The organism is Pseudomonas sp. GCEP-101 (genome assembly GCF_025133575.1).
Lineage (GTDB): Bacteria > Pseudomonadota > Gammaproteobacteria > Pseudomonadales > Pseudomonadaceae > Pseudomonas > Pseudomonas nitroreducens_B.
In genome coordinates this window covers 5,071,159-5,086,557 of sequence record NZ_CP104011.1, presented here as the reverse complement: position 1 = coordinate 5,086,557, position 15,399 = coordinate 5,071,159, and the positions used below count along the sequence as shown (strand labels likewise).

13 protein-coding genes and 2 pseudogenes are annotated in these 15,399 nt (G+C 67.0%); 10 read left to right on the top strand and 5 right to left on the bottom strand.

Annotated features, from left to right (window positions below; genetic code table 11):
- The first annotated feature begins 103 nt into the window (after positions 1-103).
- Positions 104-1,009: an OmpA family protein gene (locus N0B71_RS23165; protein ID WP_259755144.1), complete on the top strand. Its 906-nt coding sequence runs from the start codon at positions 104-106 to the stop codon at positions 1,007-1,009.
- Between the two features lie 109 nt (positions 1,010-1,118).
- Here N0B71_RS23165 and norR read toward each other — a convergent pair whose 3' ends face one another.
- Entirely contained in the window at positions 1,119-2,675 is a 1,557-nt protein-coding gene (gene norR, locus N0B71_RS23160) for a nitric oxide reductase transcriptional regulator NorR (RefSeq protein WP_259755143.1), read from the bottom strand.
- Positions 2,676-2,846: 171 nt separating this feature from the next.
- On the opposite strand from norR, the gene hmpA reads away from it, so the two are divergent.
- Genes hmpA through N0B71_RS23145 form a run of 3 tightly spaced genes read left to right on the top strand, consistent with a single transcriptional unit; the run spans position 2,847 to position 5,512 of the window.
- The gene (gene hmpA / locus N0B71_RS23155) at positions 2,847-4,028 is read left to right on the top strand and encodes an NO-inducible flavohemoprotein (RefSeq protein WP_259755142.1); all 1,182 of its coding nucleotides are present in this window, start codon (positions 2,847-2,849) and stop codon (positions 4,026-4,028) included.
- Between the two features lie 49 nt (positions 4,029-4,077).
- On the top strand, positions 4,078-4,335 hold the full coding sequence (locus N0B71_RS23150) for a transmembrane sensor/regulator PpyR (protein ID WP_259755141.1): 258 nt from the start codon (positions 4,078-4,080) through the stop codon (positions 4,333-4,335).
- Positions 4,322-5,512, top strand: a complete 1,191-nt coding sequence (locus N0B71_RS23145; RefSeq protein WP_259755140.1) for an NnrS family protein — start codon at positions 4,322-4,324, stop codon at positions 5,510-5,512. The genes N0B71_RS23150 and N0B71_RS23145 overlap by 14 nt, the downstream gene beginning before the upstream one ends.
- 188 nt (positions 5,513-5,700) lie before the next feature.
- Here the strand turns inward: N0B71_RS23145 and N0B71_RS23140 are convergent, their stop codons facing one another.
- Both N0B71_RS23140 and N0B71_RS23135 read right to left on the bottom strand, forming a co-directional pair.
- A complete protein-coding gene (locus N0B71_RS23140) occupies positions 5,701-6,072 on the bottom strand; it encodes a DUF5329 domain-containing protein (RefSeq protein ID WP_259755139.1) in 372 nt (123 codons plus the stop codon).
- 32 nt (positions 6,073-6,104) lie between these two features.
- A complete protein-coding gene (locus tag N0B71_RS23135) occupies positions 6,105-7,187 on the bottom strand; it encodes a patatin-like phospholipase family protein (RefSeq protein ID WP_259755138.1) in 1,083 nt (360 codons plus the stop codon).
- Positions 7,188-7,334: 147 nt separating this feature from the next.
- On the opposite strand from N0B71_RS23135, the gene N0B71_RS23130 reads away from it, so the two are divergent.
- The 4 genes from N0B71_RS23130 to N0B71_RS23115 are packed head-to-tail and all read left to right on the top strand — an operon-like array spanning position 7,335 to position 9,947.
- Positions 7,335-7,643 (top strand): PepSY domain-containing protein, encoded by a 309-nt coding sequence (locus N0B71_RS23130; RefSeq protein WP_259755137.1) that lies wholly within the window; start codon positions 7,335-7,337, stop codon positions 7,641-7,643.
- The gene (locus N0B71_RS23125) at positions 7,643-7,957 is read left to right on the top strand and encodes a PepSY domain-containing protein (protein ID WP_259755136.1); all 315 of its coding nucleotides are present in this window, start codon (positions 7,643-7,645) and stop codon (positions 7,955-7,957) included. Before N0B71_RS23130 ends, N0B71_RS23125 begins: the two co-directional genes overlap by 1 nt.
- A complete protein-coding gene (locus N0B71_RS23120) occupies positions 7,957-8,631 on the top strand; it encodes a response regulator transcription factor (protein WP_259755135.1) in 675 nt (224 codons plus the stop codon). Before N0B71_RS23125 ends, N0B71_RS23120 begins: the two co-directional genes overlap by 1 nt.
- Positions 8,628-9,947, top strand: a complete 1,320-nt coding sequence (locus N0B71_RS23115; RefSeq protein WP_259755133.1) for an ATP-binding protein — start codon at positions 8,628-8,630, stop codon at positions 9,945-9,947. The genes N0B71_RS23120 and N0B71_RS23115 overlap by 4 nt, the downstream gene beginning before the upstream one ends.
- A 399-nt stretch (positions 9,948-10,346) precedes the next feature.
- Here the strand turns inward: N0B71_RS23115 and N0B71_RS28320 are convergent.
- Positions 10,347-10,859, bottom strand: a pseudogene (locus tag N0B71_RS28320) (methyl-accepting chemotaxis protein); the annotation flags it as partial.
- A gap of 393 nt (positions 10,860-11,252) precedes the next feature.
- Positions 11,253-12,272, bottom strand: a pseudogene (locus tag N0B71_RS28315) (PDC sensor domain-containing protein); the annotation flags it as partial.
- 512 nt (positions 12,273-12,784) lie between these two features.
- Here N0B71_RS28315 and N0B71_RS23105 point away from each other — a divergent pair.
- Positions 12,785-14,104: a Na+/H+ antiporter family protein gene (locus N0B71_RS23105; protein WP_259755131.1), complete on the top strand. Its 1,320-nt coding sequence runs from the start codon at positions 12,785-12,787 to the stop codon at positions 14,102-14,104.
- Positions 14,105-14,195: 91 nt separating this feature from the next.
- Positions 14,196-15,263 carry an AI-2E family transporter gene (locus tag N0B71_RS23100; RefSeq protein ID WP_259755130.1) on the top strand — a complete coding sequence of 356 codons (1,068 nt, stop codon included), beginning with the start codon at positions 14,196-14,198 and terminating at the stop codon, positions 15,261-15,263.
- Positions 15,264-15,399 lie beyond the last annotated feature (136 nt).

The following is a 15,399-nucleotide window of genomic DNA, read 5'->3' as shown; positions in this document are numbered from 1 at the left end:
TCCGCAAGGATGGCCGGCCGGCTCTGCCTTCGAATCCGGACGCCTATTCATGCTGCTTCGCCCGAGCGGCGGAGCCAACCAGAGAACAGTTCACATGATTTCGATGAATTCCCCCAAAGCCAAGCGCCAGTGGCCCCTGGCATTGTCCGCGCTGGCCGTTGCAGCCTGCCTGCATTCGCCGTTGAGCCTTGCCTTCAGCGACAACCAGAACATCTACGGCGAGACCTACCACAAGGAATCGGTAGTCAAGCAGCAGTCGCAGATCGTGATGTTCCGCGGCAACGACGCCGGCCAGCAGGCCGCCCATGTCTACATCGACGGTCAGTTGCAAAGTGCCCTGATGCCCGGCGGCTACACCACCTTCTGCGTCGCTCCGGGCGAACACTCGGTGGAGTCCTACATCGGCGACGCGCCGCTGTACACCGGCAAGCGCAACCCGCAAAGCTTCGCGAAGCTCGACGGTGGCCAGACCTACGTGCTGGAAGCGCCCATCGCGCCGAACCAGAGCACCCCGATCGTACACACCGGCGCGGACGCCGAGCGCAGCCTGCAAGGCCTGCGCAAGCAGATCCACGTGATCAGCCGCGCCAGTTCGGTGGTGCCCTGCCAGATCCAGACCGAAACCAAGATCAGCCTGCGCAGCGACGTGCTGTTCAACTTCGGCAAGAGCTCCTACAACGACATCACTCCGCAGGGCCGCGCCGAGCTGAGCAAGATCGTCGACCAGATCGGCCACCAGGCCGGCACCGTCGAGAGCATCGACGTGGTGGGCCATGCCGACCCGATCGGCAGCGCCAGCTCCAACCTGCGCCTGTCCCAGGCCCGCGCCGAAACGGTCCGCCGCGTCATGCTCGACCTGGGCGTCAACAGCCAGGCGGTGAGGGCCAGCGGCCGTGGCAGCAGCGAACCGGTGGTGACCTGCAACAGCGGTTCGCGCAATGCGCGCATCGCCTGCAACGCCCCGAACCGCCGCGTCGAGCTGGTGATTCGCGGCGTACGCAGCGAGTAAGAATGGCCTGGGCAGATCCGCAGGAGCAGCCTGCCGATCTGTTTGGGAAAGAGTGTCCCTCCGAGCCTGCCAGCGCTCCTCCCCCCGCGCTTGGCAGACTCGGCAGGGCCTATTTGATCGCCAGGCGCTTCGCCAGACGGTTGAGGTTGGCGCGATCCAGGCCCATCTCCCGGGCCACGGCAGCCCAGTTGCCGGCATGACGCTCCAGGCTCTGGTTGATCATCCGCCGCTGAAAGGCTTCCACGGCCGGGCGCAACTCGCCGCCTTCGGTTGCCCCACTGGGGCGTTCGGGCGTCGGGGTGTCGCTGCTCATGGGCTTCTCCACCTGCGTCAACGCCAGGTCCTCGACGCCGAGGCTGAGAATGCGCGAGCGTTGCGTGTGATTGGCCAGGGCCTTGAGCGAGGCGCGGCCGATCAGGTGTTCCAGTTCCCGTACATTGCCCGGCCAGGCATAGTCGACCAATGCCGCCTGGGCCTCACGGGTCAGGCGCAGGCTGCGCAGCCCGAGGCGTGGGCGGTTCTGCTCGAGGAAATAGCCGGCCAGCAGCACGACGTCGTTGCCGCGCTCGCGCAGGGGCGGCACGCGCAGCGGGTAGACGCTCAGGCGGTGATACAGGTCCGCGCGGAAGCGCCCGGCGCGAACCTCGTCGGCCAGGTCGCGATTGGTCGCGGCGATCAGGCGCACATCCACGTGATGCTCGCGGTCCGAGCCCAGGCGCTGCAACTGGCCGCTCTGCAGCACCCGCAGCAGCTTGGCCTGGATCGCCAGCGGCAGTTCGCCCACTTCATCGAGGAACAGCGTGCCGCCATCGGCCAGCTCGAACTTGCCGCAGCGTTCACTCACGGCGCCAGAGAAGGCCCCGCGGACGTGGCCGAACAGCTCGCTTTCCACCAGGGTTTCCGGCAGCGCCGCGCAGTTCAGGCTGATCAGCGGGTGGCTGCGGCGCAGCGAATGGGCGTGGATCGATTGCGCCACCAGTTCCTTGCCGACGCCGGTCTCCCCGGTGATCAGCACGCTCAGGTCGCTGCCGGCGACCACCTGGATTTCATGCAGCAACGCCTGGTGCGCCTTGCTCTGGCCGATCAGCTCCCTGGGCTGGTCGCCGGACGCGCGCTGGTAAGCATCGGCGCGCTGCTGCTCGTGTTCGGCACGCCGGGCCAGGTCGGACATGCGCTGGCTGGCCTTTACCGTGGCCGCGGCCAGGCTGGCGAAGGCTTCCAGGTTGTCCAGGTCACCAGGGGAGAAACGCTCCGGGTCGAGCGCATCCAGGGTCAGCAGGCCCCAGGCCTGTTCGTCGACCAGCAGCGGGCAGCCCAGGCAGTCATGCACTTCCAGGTGGCCGTGGAGGCCTTCCACCAGGCCGTCGTACGGGTCCGGCAGGCCGCAGTCGGCGGCGAAATGCGTGGGGCCGGGATGTTCGACGAGGGCGCGTAGGCGCGGGTGCTCGCTGATCTTGAAGCGGCGGCCGAGGGTATCCGGGCTCAGGCCATCGACGGCCAGCGGCACCAGTTGGTCGCCTTCCAGGCGCAGCAGGGCGGTGGCATCGCAAGGTAGCAGGCTGCGCAAGGCTTCGAGCAGGCGTCGATAGCGTTCGCTTTCCGGCAGTTCGCGGGACAGATCGGCGACCAGCGGGAGGAGGGTGGGCAGCAACGGATTACGAGTCATATTGACCTCGGTGGAGTCGTTTTGACTAATTTCGTTCAGGGTCATTATGACTCATATTTCCGCGCGAGGCCCGGAAATACGGGCCCCGCTGTTTGGCATGCTTTCTGAAATACCTCTGGCAGAACGCACAGGCGGCCCCACTCACCGCCTGGCCAACCCGAGGAGATCCCCATGCTGTCCCACGAACACCGCACCCTGGTCAAGGCCACCGTCCCGCTGCTGGAGACCAGCGGAGAGGCCCTGACCCAGCACTTCTACCGGATGATGCTCCGCGAGTACCCGGAGGTTCGCCCGTTGTTCAATCAGGCGCACCAGGTCTCCGGCGACCAGCCCCGCGCGCTGGCCAATGGCGTGCTGATGTACGCCCGTCACATCGACGAGCTGGAGCAGCTCGGCCCGCTGGTGGCGAAGATCGTCAACAAGCATGTGGCCCTGCAGATCCAGCCGGAACATTACCCCATCGTCGGCACGTGCCTGCTGCGCGCGATCCGCGAGGTGCTCGGCGAGGAGATCGCCACCCAGGCGGTGATCGACGCCTGGGCCGCCGCCTATGGCCAACTGGCCGACATCCTCATTGGCGCCGAGGAGTCGGTGTACCAGAGCAACGCCGAGCAGCGTGGCGGCTGGCGTGGTGCGCGGCGCTTCCGCATTGCTCGCAAGGCCGTGGAGAGCGAGGAAATCACCTCGTTCTACTTCCAGCCGCTGGATGGCGAGGCGCTGCTGGACTTCCAGCCCGGCCAGTACATCGGCCTGTCGCTGAACATCGACGGGGAAGAGGTGCGCCGCACCTACTCGCTGTCCGATGCGCCCAACGGCCGCGAGTACCGCATCAGCGTGAAGCGCGAGCCGGAAGGCAAGGTGTCGAACTACCTGCATGATCGACTGGAGGTGGGCGATGAACTGGACCTGTTCCCGCCAGCGGGCGATTTCGTCCTGCGCGGCGGCGACAAGCCCCTGGCCCTGATCACCGCGGGCGTGGGCATCACCCCGGCGCTGGCGATGCTCACGCCGGCGCTGGCGGCCGGCCGCGACGTGCATTTCATCCACTGCGCCCGCCACGGCGGCGTGCATGCGTTCCGCGAATGGGTCGAGGCGCAGTCCGACGCGCATCCGCAGCTCAAGCACTACTTCTGCTACAGCGAGCCGCGTGAAGGCGACGGCGGCCACGCCGAAGGTTTCCTCAGCCGCGACTTGCTGGCCGAGTGGCTGCCGGAAGATCGCGATCTGGATGCCTATTTCCTCGGGCCCAAGCCGTTCATGGCCCAGGTGAAGCGCCACCTGCGTGAACTGGGGGTGCCCGAGCAGCAATCCCACTACGAGTTCTTCGGCCCGGCCAGCGCGCTGGAAGCCTGAACCTGAGCGCCTGCCCCAGGCGGGCCGGCGCAACCCGAGGAGGTGTGTGATGAAAGGTCTTTTCTCCTGCCCGCAACGCAATCTGTCGATGTCCTGGTCATTGCTGACTGGCGGGCTGGTCCTGCTGCTCCTGGGCGTCGTGGGCGCCTATGTCGTCGATGGTCAGCTGAACCTGCGCAGCGTTGTCGCGGCGCATGCCTTCACCATCCTCGGCCCCACACTATTGAAGCTGGGCTACGTGCTGCGACTGGTGGCCCAGCACCAGATGCGCAAGGACGGCTGGGAGGTTTGCTGTGTTGCTGGTTGATCGAGCGGCGTCGCTGGCCGTCCCACCCCTGTGGCGCCTGGGCTTTCGGCCGTTCTTCCTCGGTGGCGCGGTCTTTGCGCTGATTGCCGTCGCTACCTGGGCGGCAGTGCTGCTGGGCCTGCTGCCGGCCTGGCAACCGCTGGGCGGCTGGCTGGCCTGGCATCGCCATGAAATGCTCTTCGGCTTTGCCGCAGCGATCGTGGCCGGCTTCCTGCTGACCGCGGTCCAGACCTGGACCAATCGCCCCGGCGTCAGCGGCAGGCCGCTGATGCTGCTGTCGCTGCTCTGGCTGGCAGGACGCTTGGGTTGGCTGGTGGGCGCGCCGCTGTGGGTGGTGACCCCGCTGGAGCTGGCCTTCCTGCCGGCGCTGGCCTACTTCATCGGCCGCAGCCTGTGGGCGGTGCGGCAGCACCGCAACTACCCCGTCATAGTGGTACTGGGACTGCTGACCCTCGCCGATGCGCTGGTCATGGCTGGCGTGTGGACGGGCAACGACGACTGGCAGCGGGGCGGTACGCTGGGGGCGCTCTGGCTGGTCGCGGCGTTGATGGGGTTGATCGGCGGCCGCGTGATTCCCTTCTTCACCCAGCGCGGGCTGGGCCGCACCGCCCAGGTGCCGGCCTGGAACTGGCTGGATAATTCGCTGCTGATCGGCACGCTGCTGGTGGCGGTGCTGACGGCCATCGGTTTCGGTCTGACCTCGCGCCCCCTGATGGGCGCGCTGTTCGCCGCGCTTGCCGTCGGGCACGGGATCCGCCTGTGGCGCTGGTACGACCAGGGCTATTGGCGCGTGCCGCTGCTCTGGTCGTTGCACCTGGCCTACCTGTGGATGCTGCTGGCCCCGGCGGGCATGGCGTTGTGGCACTTTGCGCCGTTCTTCAACCCGAGCCTGGCGGTTCACGCGCTCACCGTGGGGGGCGTCGGCGGGCTGATCCTGGCGATGGTCGCGCGGGTCAGCCTCGGCCACACCGGCCGGCTGCTGCAACCGCCGCGGTCGATGACCTGGGCCTTTGCGCTGCTCAACCTGGGTGCCGTCGCCCGGGTGCTGCTGGTGGTGTGGTGGCCGCTGGAAGGCCTGAGCATTGGGGCGGTGTGCTGGGTGGCGGCGTTCCTGCTGTTCGCCTGGCACTACGGGCCGATGTTCTGGAGGCCGCGGGTGGATGGGCAGCCGGGGTAGGGCGGTTCGCGAGCAAGCTCGCTCCTACAGTGATTCAGCGGTGCAGCCCTTGTAGGAGCGAGCTTGCTCGCGAACCCGGCGGGCTTTTGCCATCACCGGCGAGCGTAGGAGCGGACTTTGTCCGCGATGATTTCCCGACCGCTGAGCGGCTTCAGGCCAATCGCGGACGAAGTCCGCTCCTACGCGCCTTACTGGGCCTGGCGCAGCCGCTTGAGCTCGGTGCCCAGCCAGGCGCTGGCGTCCTGCTTGCCGGCCGGGCAGTTCACCTGGTAACGCTGGCCGCTCATGCTGCTCTTGGTCGCGGCGCGTTCGATGAAGTCCTCCGCGCTGCTCACCAGGTTCTTGTTTTCCAGGTAGTCCAGCTTCTTCTGCAGGTGCGCCCGCGCCTCGGCAGCCGGGTATTCGCTGCCGTTGCGGATGAACTGGCAACCGCTGTGCTCGACGAAGTCGAGCAGTTGGGTGATCTCCTGCTGGGTCTTGGCGTCGACGGCGGCCTGGGTGCCGGCAGCGACGAGCAGGAGGGGAACCAGGAACGAGCGAAGCAAGCGTGAACGGGGCATAGCGATTCCTTGCCGGATGCGTGGGCCGCCGATTATGTCAGCGGCTGCAGGCGTTCGCCGAGGCGGCCGTTGTCTACCAGTTCAAGGAACTCGTCACCCATCCGCCGGCTTTCGTCCATCGCCTTGCGCCAGTAGCGCTCGCGGCCGACGTCATCGCCGAGGTAACGGTGGAAGTCCTTCCGGTCCGGCAGCTTGTTGTGCGGCAGGCGCGCCAGGTAGTCCTTCGACGGGGCGAGCAGCAACACGTCCTGCAGCCGGCCGGCGTCGCCACGGCGCCAGGGCAGGCCCTTGTCGAACCAGCCGGGGATGACCTTGTCGGTGAAGTGCGGGTACAGCACCACGCCTTCGGGCTGATAGGGCAGGTCCAGGTGGTAGTCGAGCAGGCCGCCATCACGGTAGGTGCCGGGGCCGGCGCCGGGGATGTCGCGCACGCCTTCCATGACCATGGGGATGGACCCGGAGGCGAGCAGGGCGTGGCGCAGGTTGGCCAGGTCCAGGTGCAGGTAGCGCGAGGGGAAATCCGACAGCGCCTCCAGCGGCGGTGCTCGGCGGGCATCGTGGATGATCAGCCGCTCGAAATGCCGGTGCAGGTGGCGGCGGCCGACCAGGTTGTCGCGGATCACCGCACCCAGGCCCAGGCCGAGGTGGGTCTTGCCGTCCTGGGCCAGGCGGCCGTGGCTCTTCACCACCACGATGTTGAGGCGGTACCAGGGGTTGTCCAGCACGCTGGCATCGTGGCCGTCGAGCAGGTCATCGAGCATCTTCGCGCAGCTTTTCGACACATCGCTGATGCTCGCCTTGCGGGCGAAGCGCTGCTGGGTATAGAGCTCGCCCAGGCGGCGGATACCCTCGGCGGGGTCGGGGAGGCAGGCGCTGGCGAAGCGCCAGGAACCGATGGAGGCGCCGATCAGCGAGCGCTCGCGCGGCGCGCGCGGCAGCCATTCACCGAACAGGGCGAGGTCCAGCCCCTGGATGCCCAGCGCCTTCGGGCCGCCGGCGGCGCCCGGGAGAATGCCGACATCGGCCGGGGACAGACCCTGGTCGCGGATGCGCTGGAACGCGCGGCGTCCGGCCTTGAGGGTGAGGGCAGGGGTCTTGATGTGGATGGCGGTCATGCGGGCCTCGCTATGGCAGGCCGCGATTATAGAGCCTGTGCAGGGGATTCAAGGATATTTCACGGGGTGAATGTCAGTTGCCGATTCAGCTTGAATTAAGTCCTTCGCCTTAGCCTGACAGCCATGAAAAGCTGATGAGGTACGCTCATGAAATGGCTGCTGATCCCCCCTGCGCTCTGTGCCCTGCTGCTGGGCAGCGGTGTCGCCATGGCCCGCGACATCGGGCCCGACGAGGCGCTGCGGCTGCGCGATGCGGGGACCATCCGCGACTTCGAGGCGCTCAACCGCACTGCGCTGGCCAAGCACGCCGGCGGTTCGGTGTACGATAGCGAACTCGAGCTGGAACATGGCCGCTATCTGTACAAGGTCGACCTCAAGGACGCCCAGGGCGTGAAATGGGATGTCGAGCTGGATGCGGTCACCGGCGAAGTCCTCACCGATCACCAGGATGACTGATGAAGACCGTTCTGCCGCGCGCGGCGCTGCTCGGCCTGGCGCTCGCTGCCTTCGCCGGCGTCGCTCAGGCCCATGACCTGAGCCAGGACGAAGCCCTGCGCCTGAGCAAGGAAGGGGTGATCCGTCCCTTCGAGGAAATCCTCCCCGCCGCGTTGAGCCGCTACCCGGGCTCGCGCCTGCTCGAAGCCGAGCTGGAGAAGGAGCACGACACCTACATCTACGAAGTGGAGCTGCTGACCACCGAGGGCGTGGTGCGCGAACTGGAACTGGATGCCCGCAACGGCCGCATCCTCAAGGATAAGGAAGACGACTGATGCGCCTGCTGCTGGTGGAAGACCACGTACCCCTGGCCGATGAACTGCTCGCCACCCTGACCCGCCAGGGCTACGCGGTGGACTGGCTGGCCGACGGCCGCGACGCCGCCGTGCAGGGCGCCAGCGAGCCGTATGACCTGGTGATCCTCGACCTTGGCCTGCCGGGCCGGCCGGGCCTGGACGTACTGCAGGAATGGCGCGGCATGGGCCTGGCGACGCCGGTGCTGATTCTCACCGCGCGCGGTTCCTGGGCCGAGCGCATCGACGGCCTGAAGGCCGGCGCCGACGACTACCTGACCAAGCCGTTCCACCCCGAGGAATTGCTGCTGCGCATCCAGGCGCTGCTGCGCCGTGCCCGTGGGCTGGCCAACCAGAGCCAGCTGGAGGTCGCCGGCCTGAGCCTGGATGAGTCGCGCCAGTGCGTGCAGCAGGGCGGCAAGGAAGTCGACCTGACTTCCGCCGAGTTCCGCCTGCTGCGCTACTTCATGCTGCATCCTAGCCAGCTGCTGTCGAAATCGCACCTGGCCGAGCACCTGTATGACGGCGAGACCGAGCGCGACTCCAACGTCATCGAGGTCCACATCAACCACCTGCGCCGCAAGCTGGGTCGCGAGATCATCGAGACCCGCCGTGGTCAGGGCTACCGCTTCACCGGCAACGGAGTCGCCCGTTGATGTCGATCCAGCGCCGGCTCGGGCTCGGGCTTGGCGTGGTGCTGGTGGTGATCGGCCTGGCCCTGGCCCAGACCGGCCTGTGGCTGTTCGATCAGGGCTTGCGCCGCTATCTGCTGAACGGCCTGCAGGACGAGGCGGAAAGCCTGCTGGTGGGCATCACCCGCGGCCCGGCCGGGCTGCAGCTCGACGGCCAGCGGGTGGACGCGGTGTACGAACGGCTGTTCTCCGGGCGGTACTTCGTCATCCGTTTTGACGACCAGACCTGGCGCTCGCGCTCGCTGTGGGACAACGAGTTGAAGCTGCCTTCGCAGAAGGGTCTCGCCAGGAAGCTGGAAGAGGGGCCGGAGGACCAGCATCTGCTGGTCTATCGTGGCGACTACAAGCGCTACGGCAAGCAACTGAGCATCGTGGTGGCGCAGGACTACACGCCGATCCTCAAGAGCTTCCATCGCCTGCGCAACATCGGCCTGGGTGCCGGCACGCTGGCCTTGCTGCTGATCCTGGTGTTCCAGGGCTTCACCGTGCGCCGCGCCCTGCGTCCGCTGGAGCGGGTACGCCAGCAGATCGCGCAGTTGCAGGAAGGCCAGCGCAGCCAACTGGACAGCCAGGTACCGCGCGAGCTGGAGCCGCTGGTGGAGCAGGTCAACCATCTGCTCCAGCACACCGAAGATACCTTGCGCCGCTCGCGCAATGCCCTGGGCAACCTGGGGCACGCGCTGAAGACGCCGCTGGCGGTGCTGATCAGCCTCGCCGACCGCGCGGAGCTGCGCGAGCACCCCGAGCTGCGGCAGGTCTTGCAGGAGCAACTGGAGCAGATCGAGCAGCGCCTGGCCCGCGAACTGGGGCGCGCGCGCCTGGTGGGCGAAGCGCTGCCCGGCGCGCATTTCGATTGCGACGCGGAGCTGCCGAGCCTGTGCGACATGCTCAAGCTCATTCATGGCGACCACCTTGCCATCCACTGGCAGGCACCGCCCGCGACGCGCCTGCCGTACGACCGCGAAGACCTGCTGGAGATGCTCGGCAACCTGCTGGACAACGCCTGCAAGTGGGCTGATGCCCAGGTGCGGCTGACGGTCGAGAAGGGCGCGGACGCCTACCGGTTGTGCGTGGACGATGACGGCCCCGGGATTGCCGAGGACCAGCGTGACAGTGTACTGGAGCGTGGCACGCGGCTGGATGAACAGGTCGCCGGGCATGGCCTGGGCCTGGGCATCGCGCGGGATATCGCGGCGGCCTGTGGCGGGAGCCTGACGCTGGAAAGCAGTGCGCTGGGTGGGCTGCGGGTGATGGTGGTGTTACCGCGCCGCACGGCCTGATGTGGCTCCTGGGAGCTTGTGCCGTGCGGTTCGCGAGCAAGCTCGCTCCTACAGATGCTGGCTTGCTCTTGTAGGAGCGAGCCATGCTCGCGAACCAGAACTGGCCCCGGCGTTGCCGGCGGATCGCGGGCATGGCCCGCTCCTACAGGGTCACTCCGGCTTGCTTTTGTAGGAGCGAGCCATGCTCGCGAACCGGATCGGGCGCCGGCGTTGCCGGCGGTTCGCGGGCATGGCCCGCTCCTACAGGGTCACTCCGGCTTGCTCTTGTAGGAGCGAGCCATGCTCGCGAATAGGATCTGGCGCCGGCGTTGCTGGCGGATCGCGGGCATGGCCCGCTCCTACAGGGTTCGGGTGATGCTATAGGAGCGGGCCGCGCCCGCGACCGCTCCTGCTGCGGGCTCAGACGCGGAACTGATCCATCAATCCCTGCTGGTGGTTCGCCAGCTTGTTCAGCGACTGGCTGACCTGCGCCGATTCCTGCGCCTGGCTCGACAGCGATTCGGTCACATCGCGGATGCCGGCGACGTTGCGGTTGATCTCCTCGGCCACCGCGCTCTGTTCCTCGGCGGCGCTGGCGATCTGCAGGTTCATGTCGGTGATCACGCTGACCGCCTCGCCGATGCGTTGCAGCGCGGCCACGGCCTGCTCGACCTGGCTGACGCTGTCCTGCGCCTGGCGGTGGCTGTTGCTCATCGCGCCGACCACGTCGCGAGTGCCGTTCTGCAGGCCTTCGATCACCTGGCGGATTTCCTCCACCGAATCCTGGGTGCGCTTGGCGAGGTTGCGTACCTCGTCGGCGACCACCGCGAAGCCGCGCCCGGCTTCCCCGGCGCGGGCCGCTTCGATGGCGGCGTTGAGCGCCAGCAGGTTGGTCTGCTCGGCGATGCCGCGGATCACGTCCAGCACCGAGCCGATCTGCTCGCTGCTCGCCGCCAGGCCTTCGACCTGGCTCATGGCGCTGCTCATGTCGCTGGCCAGCTCGTCGATCAGGCGAGTGGTGTTGTCGATCACGCTCAGGCCGTCGCGGGTCGCACCGTCGGCGCCGCGGGCGGCATCGGCGGCCATGGCGGCGCTGTTGGCGACGTCGTGGGCGGTGGCGCTCATTTCCTGGGAGGCGGTGGCCACCTGGTCGACTTCGCGGAATTGCTGCTGCATGCCGGCACTGGTCTGGCTGGCGATTTCCGAGGACTGATCGGCAGTGGCGCGGGCGTCCTGCACGGAGGATTTCACGTCGCGGATGATCGGCTGCAGCTTGTCGAGGAAGCGGTTGAACCAGCCGGCCAGCTCGCCCAGCTCGTCCTTGCCGGTGTAGTCCAGGCGCTTGGTCAGGTCGCCTTCGCCGCTGGCGATGTTGCGCAGCATGGCGGCGACGCCGAGGATCGGCCGGGTCACGCCGCGGGCGGTGAGCCACATGGCGAACAGCCCGATCAGGATGGCAACCAGCCCGAAGCCCAGCTGCGAGACGGTGCCCTGTACGCGCTGGTCGTCCAGTTGGTTCTGCAGCCGGATGGCCGGGCCGAGCAGGACGTCCTGCGGGACCTCCAGCAGCACGCCCCAGGGTTTGGAGCCGGGGATCGGCTGCAGGGGTTCGATCACGCGAAGCTGATCGTCCTGGCGGGATACCTGTTCATGGTTGCTGGCCACCGCTTGCAGCAGCTCGGCACCCTGGTTCGGATAGACGTCCTTGAGGTTCTTGCTCAGCTTGGCGGCGTCGGCGCTGTGCCCGGCGAGCAGGCCGGCGGCGCTGACGATGCTGACGCGGCCCTGGCCGTCGTACAGTTCCCGGCTGCCTTCCACGGCGATGTCCTGCAGCTTCTCCATGCTGATGTCCAGGCCCATGACGCCGATGACCTTGCCGTCCAGCACCAGCGGAAAGGCGATGCTGGTCATGAGCATCTTCTTCTTGCCCACTTCGTCGAAGTACGGATCGAGCACGCAGGGCTGGCCGGTGGTCTTGGGGCAGGTGAACCAGGCGTTGTACGCGCTGCCGCTGGGGCCGGGGCTGGTGTCATTGAGCAGCGACTCGGCCATGGCCTCGGATTCCAGCTGGCCCGGCGTGGCCTGGGACCAGTAGATGGAGAAGCGCCCGGCGTCGTTGCTGCCAAGCTCGCCCTGGCCGGCGAAGAGCTTGTCCTTGCCGTCCAGCGCATCGGGTTCGAAGGCCACGTAGAGGCCGAGCAGCTCCGGGTTGCCTTCCAGTGCGGTCTTCACCTGGCGGGTGAGGTCCTCGCGCAGGTCGTAGGCGTCGAGGAAGCGCTTCTGCGCCTGGTCGCGCAGGAACAGCACCTGCCGCGAAAAGCCCTTGCCGTACTGGTAGGCATCCATGATGTAGCGCTGTATGCGCATGGCCTGGACCTCGCCGCGCGATTGCAGACGCGCCTTGGCCGCTTCGTCGAGCATGTCGGTGCTCGATTGCTTGACCAGCGAGGTGCTGTGTTGGGTGCGATAGACCGATAGGCCGGACAGCAGCGAGACGACGCCGAGCAGGCACAGCCCGGCGAGCAACGTGATCTTCCACTGGATGGAGAGACGGCGCAGCAGCATGGAGGGGAATCCTTGTTTGAACTAAGCCTTGGGACGCCCGATATATCGGCGTTTCCCGCCTCTTCTTGACCCGTGACGGGGCGAAACGCCAGAAAACAGGCGATTCTGGCGTGCCGTCGCAACCAGCGGCAGAAAACTAGGCAAAAAGCGTGCGCACCGCGGTGAAAGTCCCGCCGCCCTCGTTCGGAAACGTCTTGATTCCACACAGGTTTTGACACGCCAGCGGGCCTTTGGCAGAGTGCGCGCCTTTTGCCCGTGCCCCGGTGGGGCGATACGCAAGAGGAGTGGTGACGATGAATGCGGTGCTGATTGCCATTGGCCTGATGCTGGTGCTGAGCCTGTGTCGCGTGCACGTGGTGGTCGCACTGATCGCCGGCGCGGTGGCGGGTGGCCTGCTGGGTGGCCTGGGCATGGACGGCACGCTCAAGGCCTTCAACGACGGGCTGGGCGCCGGCGCCACGGTGGCATTGTCCTACGCCATGCTCGGCGCCTTCGCGGTGGCCATTGCGCGCTCCGGCATGGCGCACGCCCTGGCTGACTGTGCCCTGGCGATGCTCGGCCGGCACGAGGCAAACGGCGCCAGCGGTTTCAAGTGGATCATGGTCGGTCTGCTGCTGGTGGTGGCGATTTCCTCGCAGAACATCCTGCCGATCCACATCGCCTTCATTCCCTTGCTGGTGCCGCCGCTGCTCTATGTGCTGACCCGCCTGCGCATCGACCGCCGACTGATCGCCTGCGTGATCACCTTCGGCCTGATCACACCCTACATGTTCCTGCCGGTGGGCTTCGGCAACATCTTCCTGAACCAGATCCTGCTGGCCAACGTCGCCCGCGCCGGTGTGGACGTGCAGGGCATCAACGTCACCCACGCCATGCTGATCCCGGCGCTGGGCATGGTCTGTGGCCTGCTGACCGCGGTGTTCTTCAGCTATCGCCGCCAGCGGGACTACGACCTCGAACGCATCGAACAGGCCGAGCGGGTCGACACGCCCTACAGCAGGATGAGCCTCGTGGTGGCGGGTGTCGCCGTCGCCGCGGCCTTTGCCGTGCAATTGCTGCTCGACTCGATGATCCTCGGCGCGCTGGTGGGCTTTTTGGTGTTCTCGCTGTCCGGCGTGGTGCGCTGGAAGGAAGCGGACGACCTGTTCACCGAGGGCATGAAGATGATGGCGATGATCGGATTCATCATGATCGCCGCCCAGGGCTTTGCCGCGGTGATGACCGCCACCGGGCAGGTCGCCAGCCTGGTGGACAGCGCCGCCGGCTGGATCGGCAGCAGCAAGGCGCTGGGTGCCTTCATGATGCTGCTGGTGGGCCTGCTGGTGACCATGGGTATCGGCTCGTCGTTTTCCACGGTGCCCATCATCGCGGCGATCTTCGTGCCGCTGGCGGTGCACCTGGGGTTCAGCCCGCTGGCCATTGTCAGCATCGTCGGCACGGCCGGTGCGCTGGGGGACGCGGGGTCGCCGGCGTCGGACTCGACACTGGGCCCGACCTCCGGCCTGAATGTGGACGGCCAGCACAACCATATCTGGGACACCGTGGTGCCGACGTTCCTGCACTACAACCTGCCGCTGCTGGCGTTCGGCTGGGTTGCGGCGATGGTGCTGTAGAGCGCTCGCGCGCACGGAACGCGCGCCGAAAGTTGCACTTGGCAGGGCAACTGCTGACTAATGAGCAGGTTTATCCATCCTGGACCCGCTCATGTTCGAATCGAAACTGGAATACCGGACGTTCCTCGTCCTGCTGCTGGTGGTGACACTCGCCTTCGGCTGGATCCTTCTGCCGTTCTACGGGGCGGTCTTCTGGGGCACCATCCTGGCGATCATCTTCGCCCCGTTGCAGCGCCGCCTGCGCGTGCGCCTGAACGACCGCAACAATCTGGCGGCGCTGATATCCCTGGCCGTGTGCTTCCTCATCGTGATCCTGCCGGTGACCTTCATCGCCGGGGCGCTGGTGCAGGAGGGCGCCACCGTCTACCAGCGATTGAAGTCCGGTGAGCTGAACTTCATCGTCTACTACCAGCAGGCGGTCGCCGCGCTGCCCGCCTGGGCGCACCAGTTGCTGGAGCGCTTCGACCTGGCGGACCTCTCCAGCCTCCAGGAAAAGCTCTCGGCGGGCGCGATGCAGGCCAGCCAACTGGTGGCCACCAAGGCATTCAGCATCGGCCAGAACACCTTCGAGTTCGTCATCAGCTTCGGCATCATGCTCTACCTGCTGTTCTTCCTCCTGCGCGACGGCCCGGCGCTGGGCAGACGGATCAAGCAGGCGGTGCCGCTGAGCGCGGAGCACAAGCAGCACCTGTTCACCAAGTTCACGACGGTGATCCGCGCCACGGTGAAGGGCAATATCGCCGTGGCCGCGACCCAGGGTGCGCTGGGCGGGTTGATCTTCTGGTTCCTCGGCATCCAGGGCTCGCTGCTCTGGGGCACGCTGATGGCCTTCCTCTCGCTGCTTCCGGCGATCGGCGCGGGGCTGATCTGGGTGCCGGTGGCGGCCTACTTCCTGCTCACCGGGGCGATCTGGCAGGGCGTGGTGCTGACGCTGTTCTGCGTGGTGGTGATCGGCCTGGTGGACAACATCCTGCGCCCGATCCTGGTGGGCAAGGACACCAAGATGCCCGACTACGTGGTGCTGATCTCTACCCTGGGCGGCATGTCGCTGTTCGGCCTCAACGGCTTCGTCATCGGCCCGCTGATCGCGGCGCTGTTCATGGCCTCGTGGGACCTTTTCACCGGCCGCGAGGGCGAAACGCCCAAGCGGGCGGAGTAGGGCAGTGGCATTGTAGGAGCGAGCTTGCTCGCGAACTCGGCCTCGCAGCGGGGTTTGTTCGCGAGCAAGCTCGCTCCTACGAAAGGCCGCAAGGCTTCACGATAGGAATCCCGCCCAATAAAAAACCCCGCCGAAG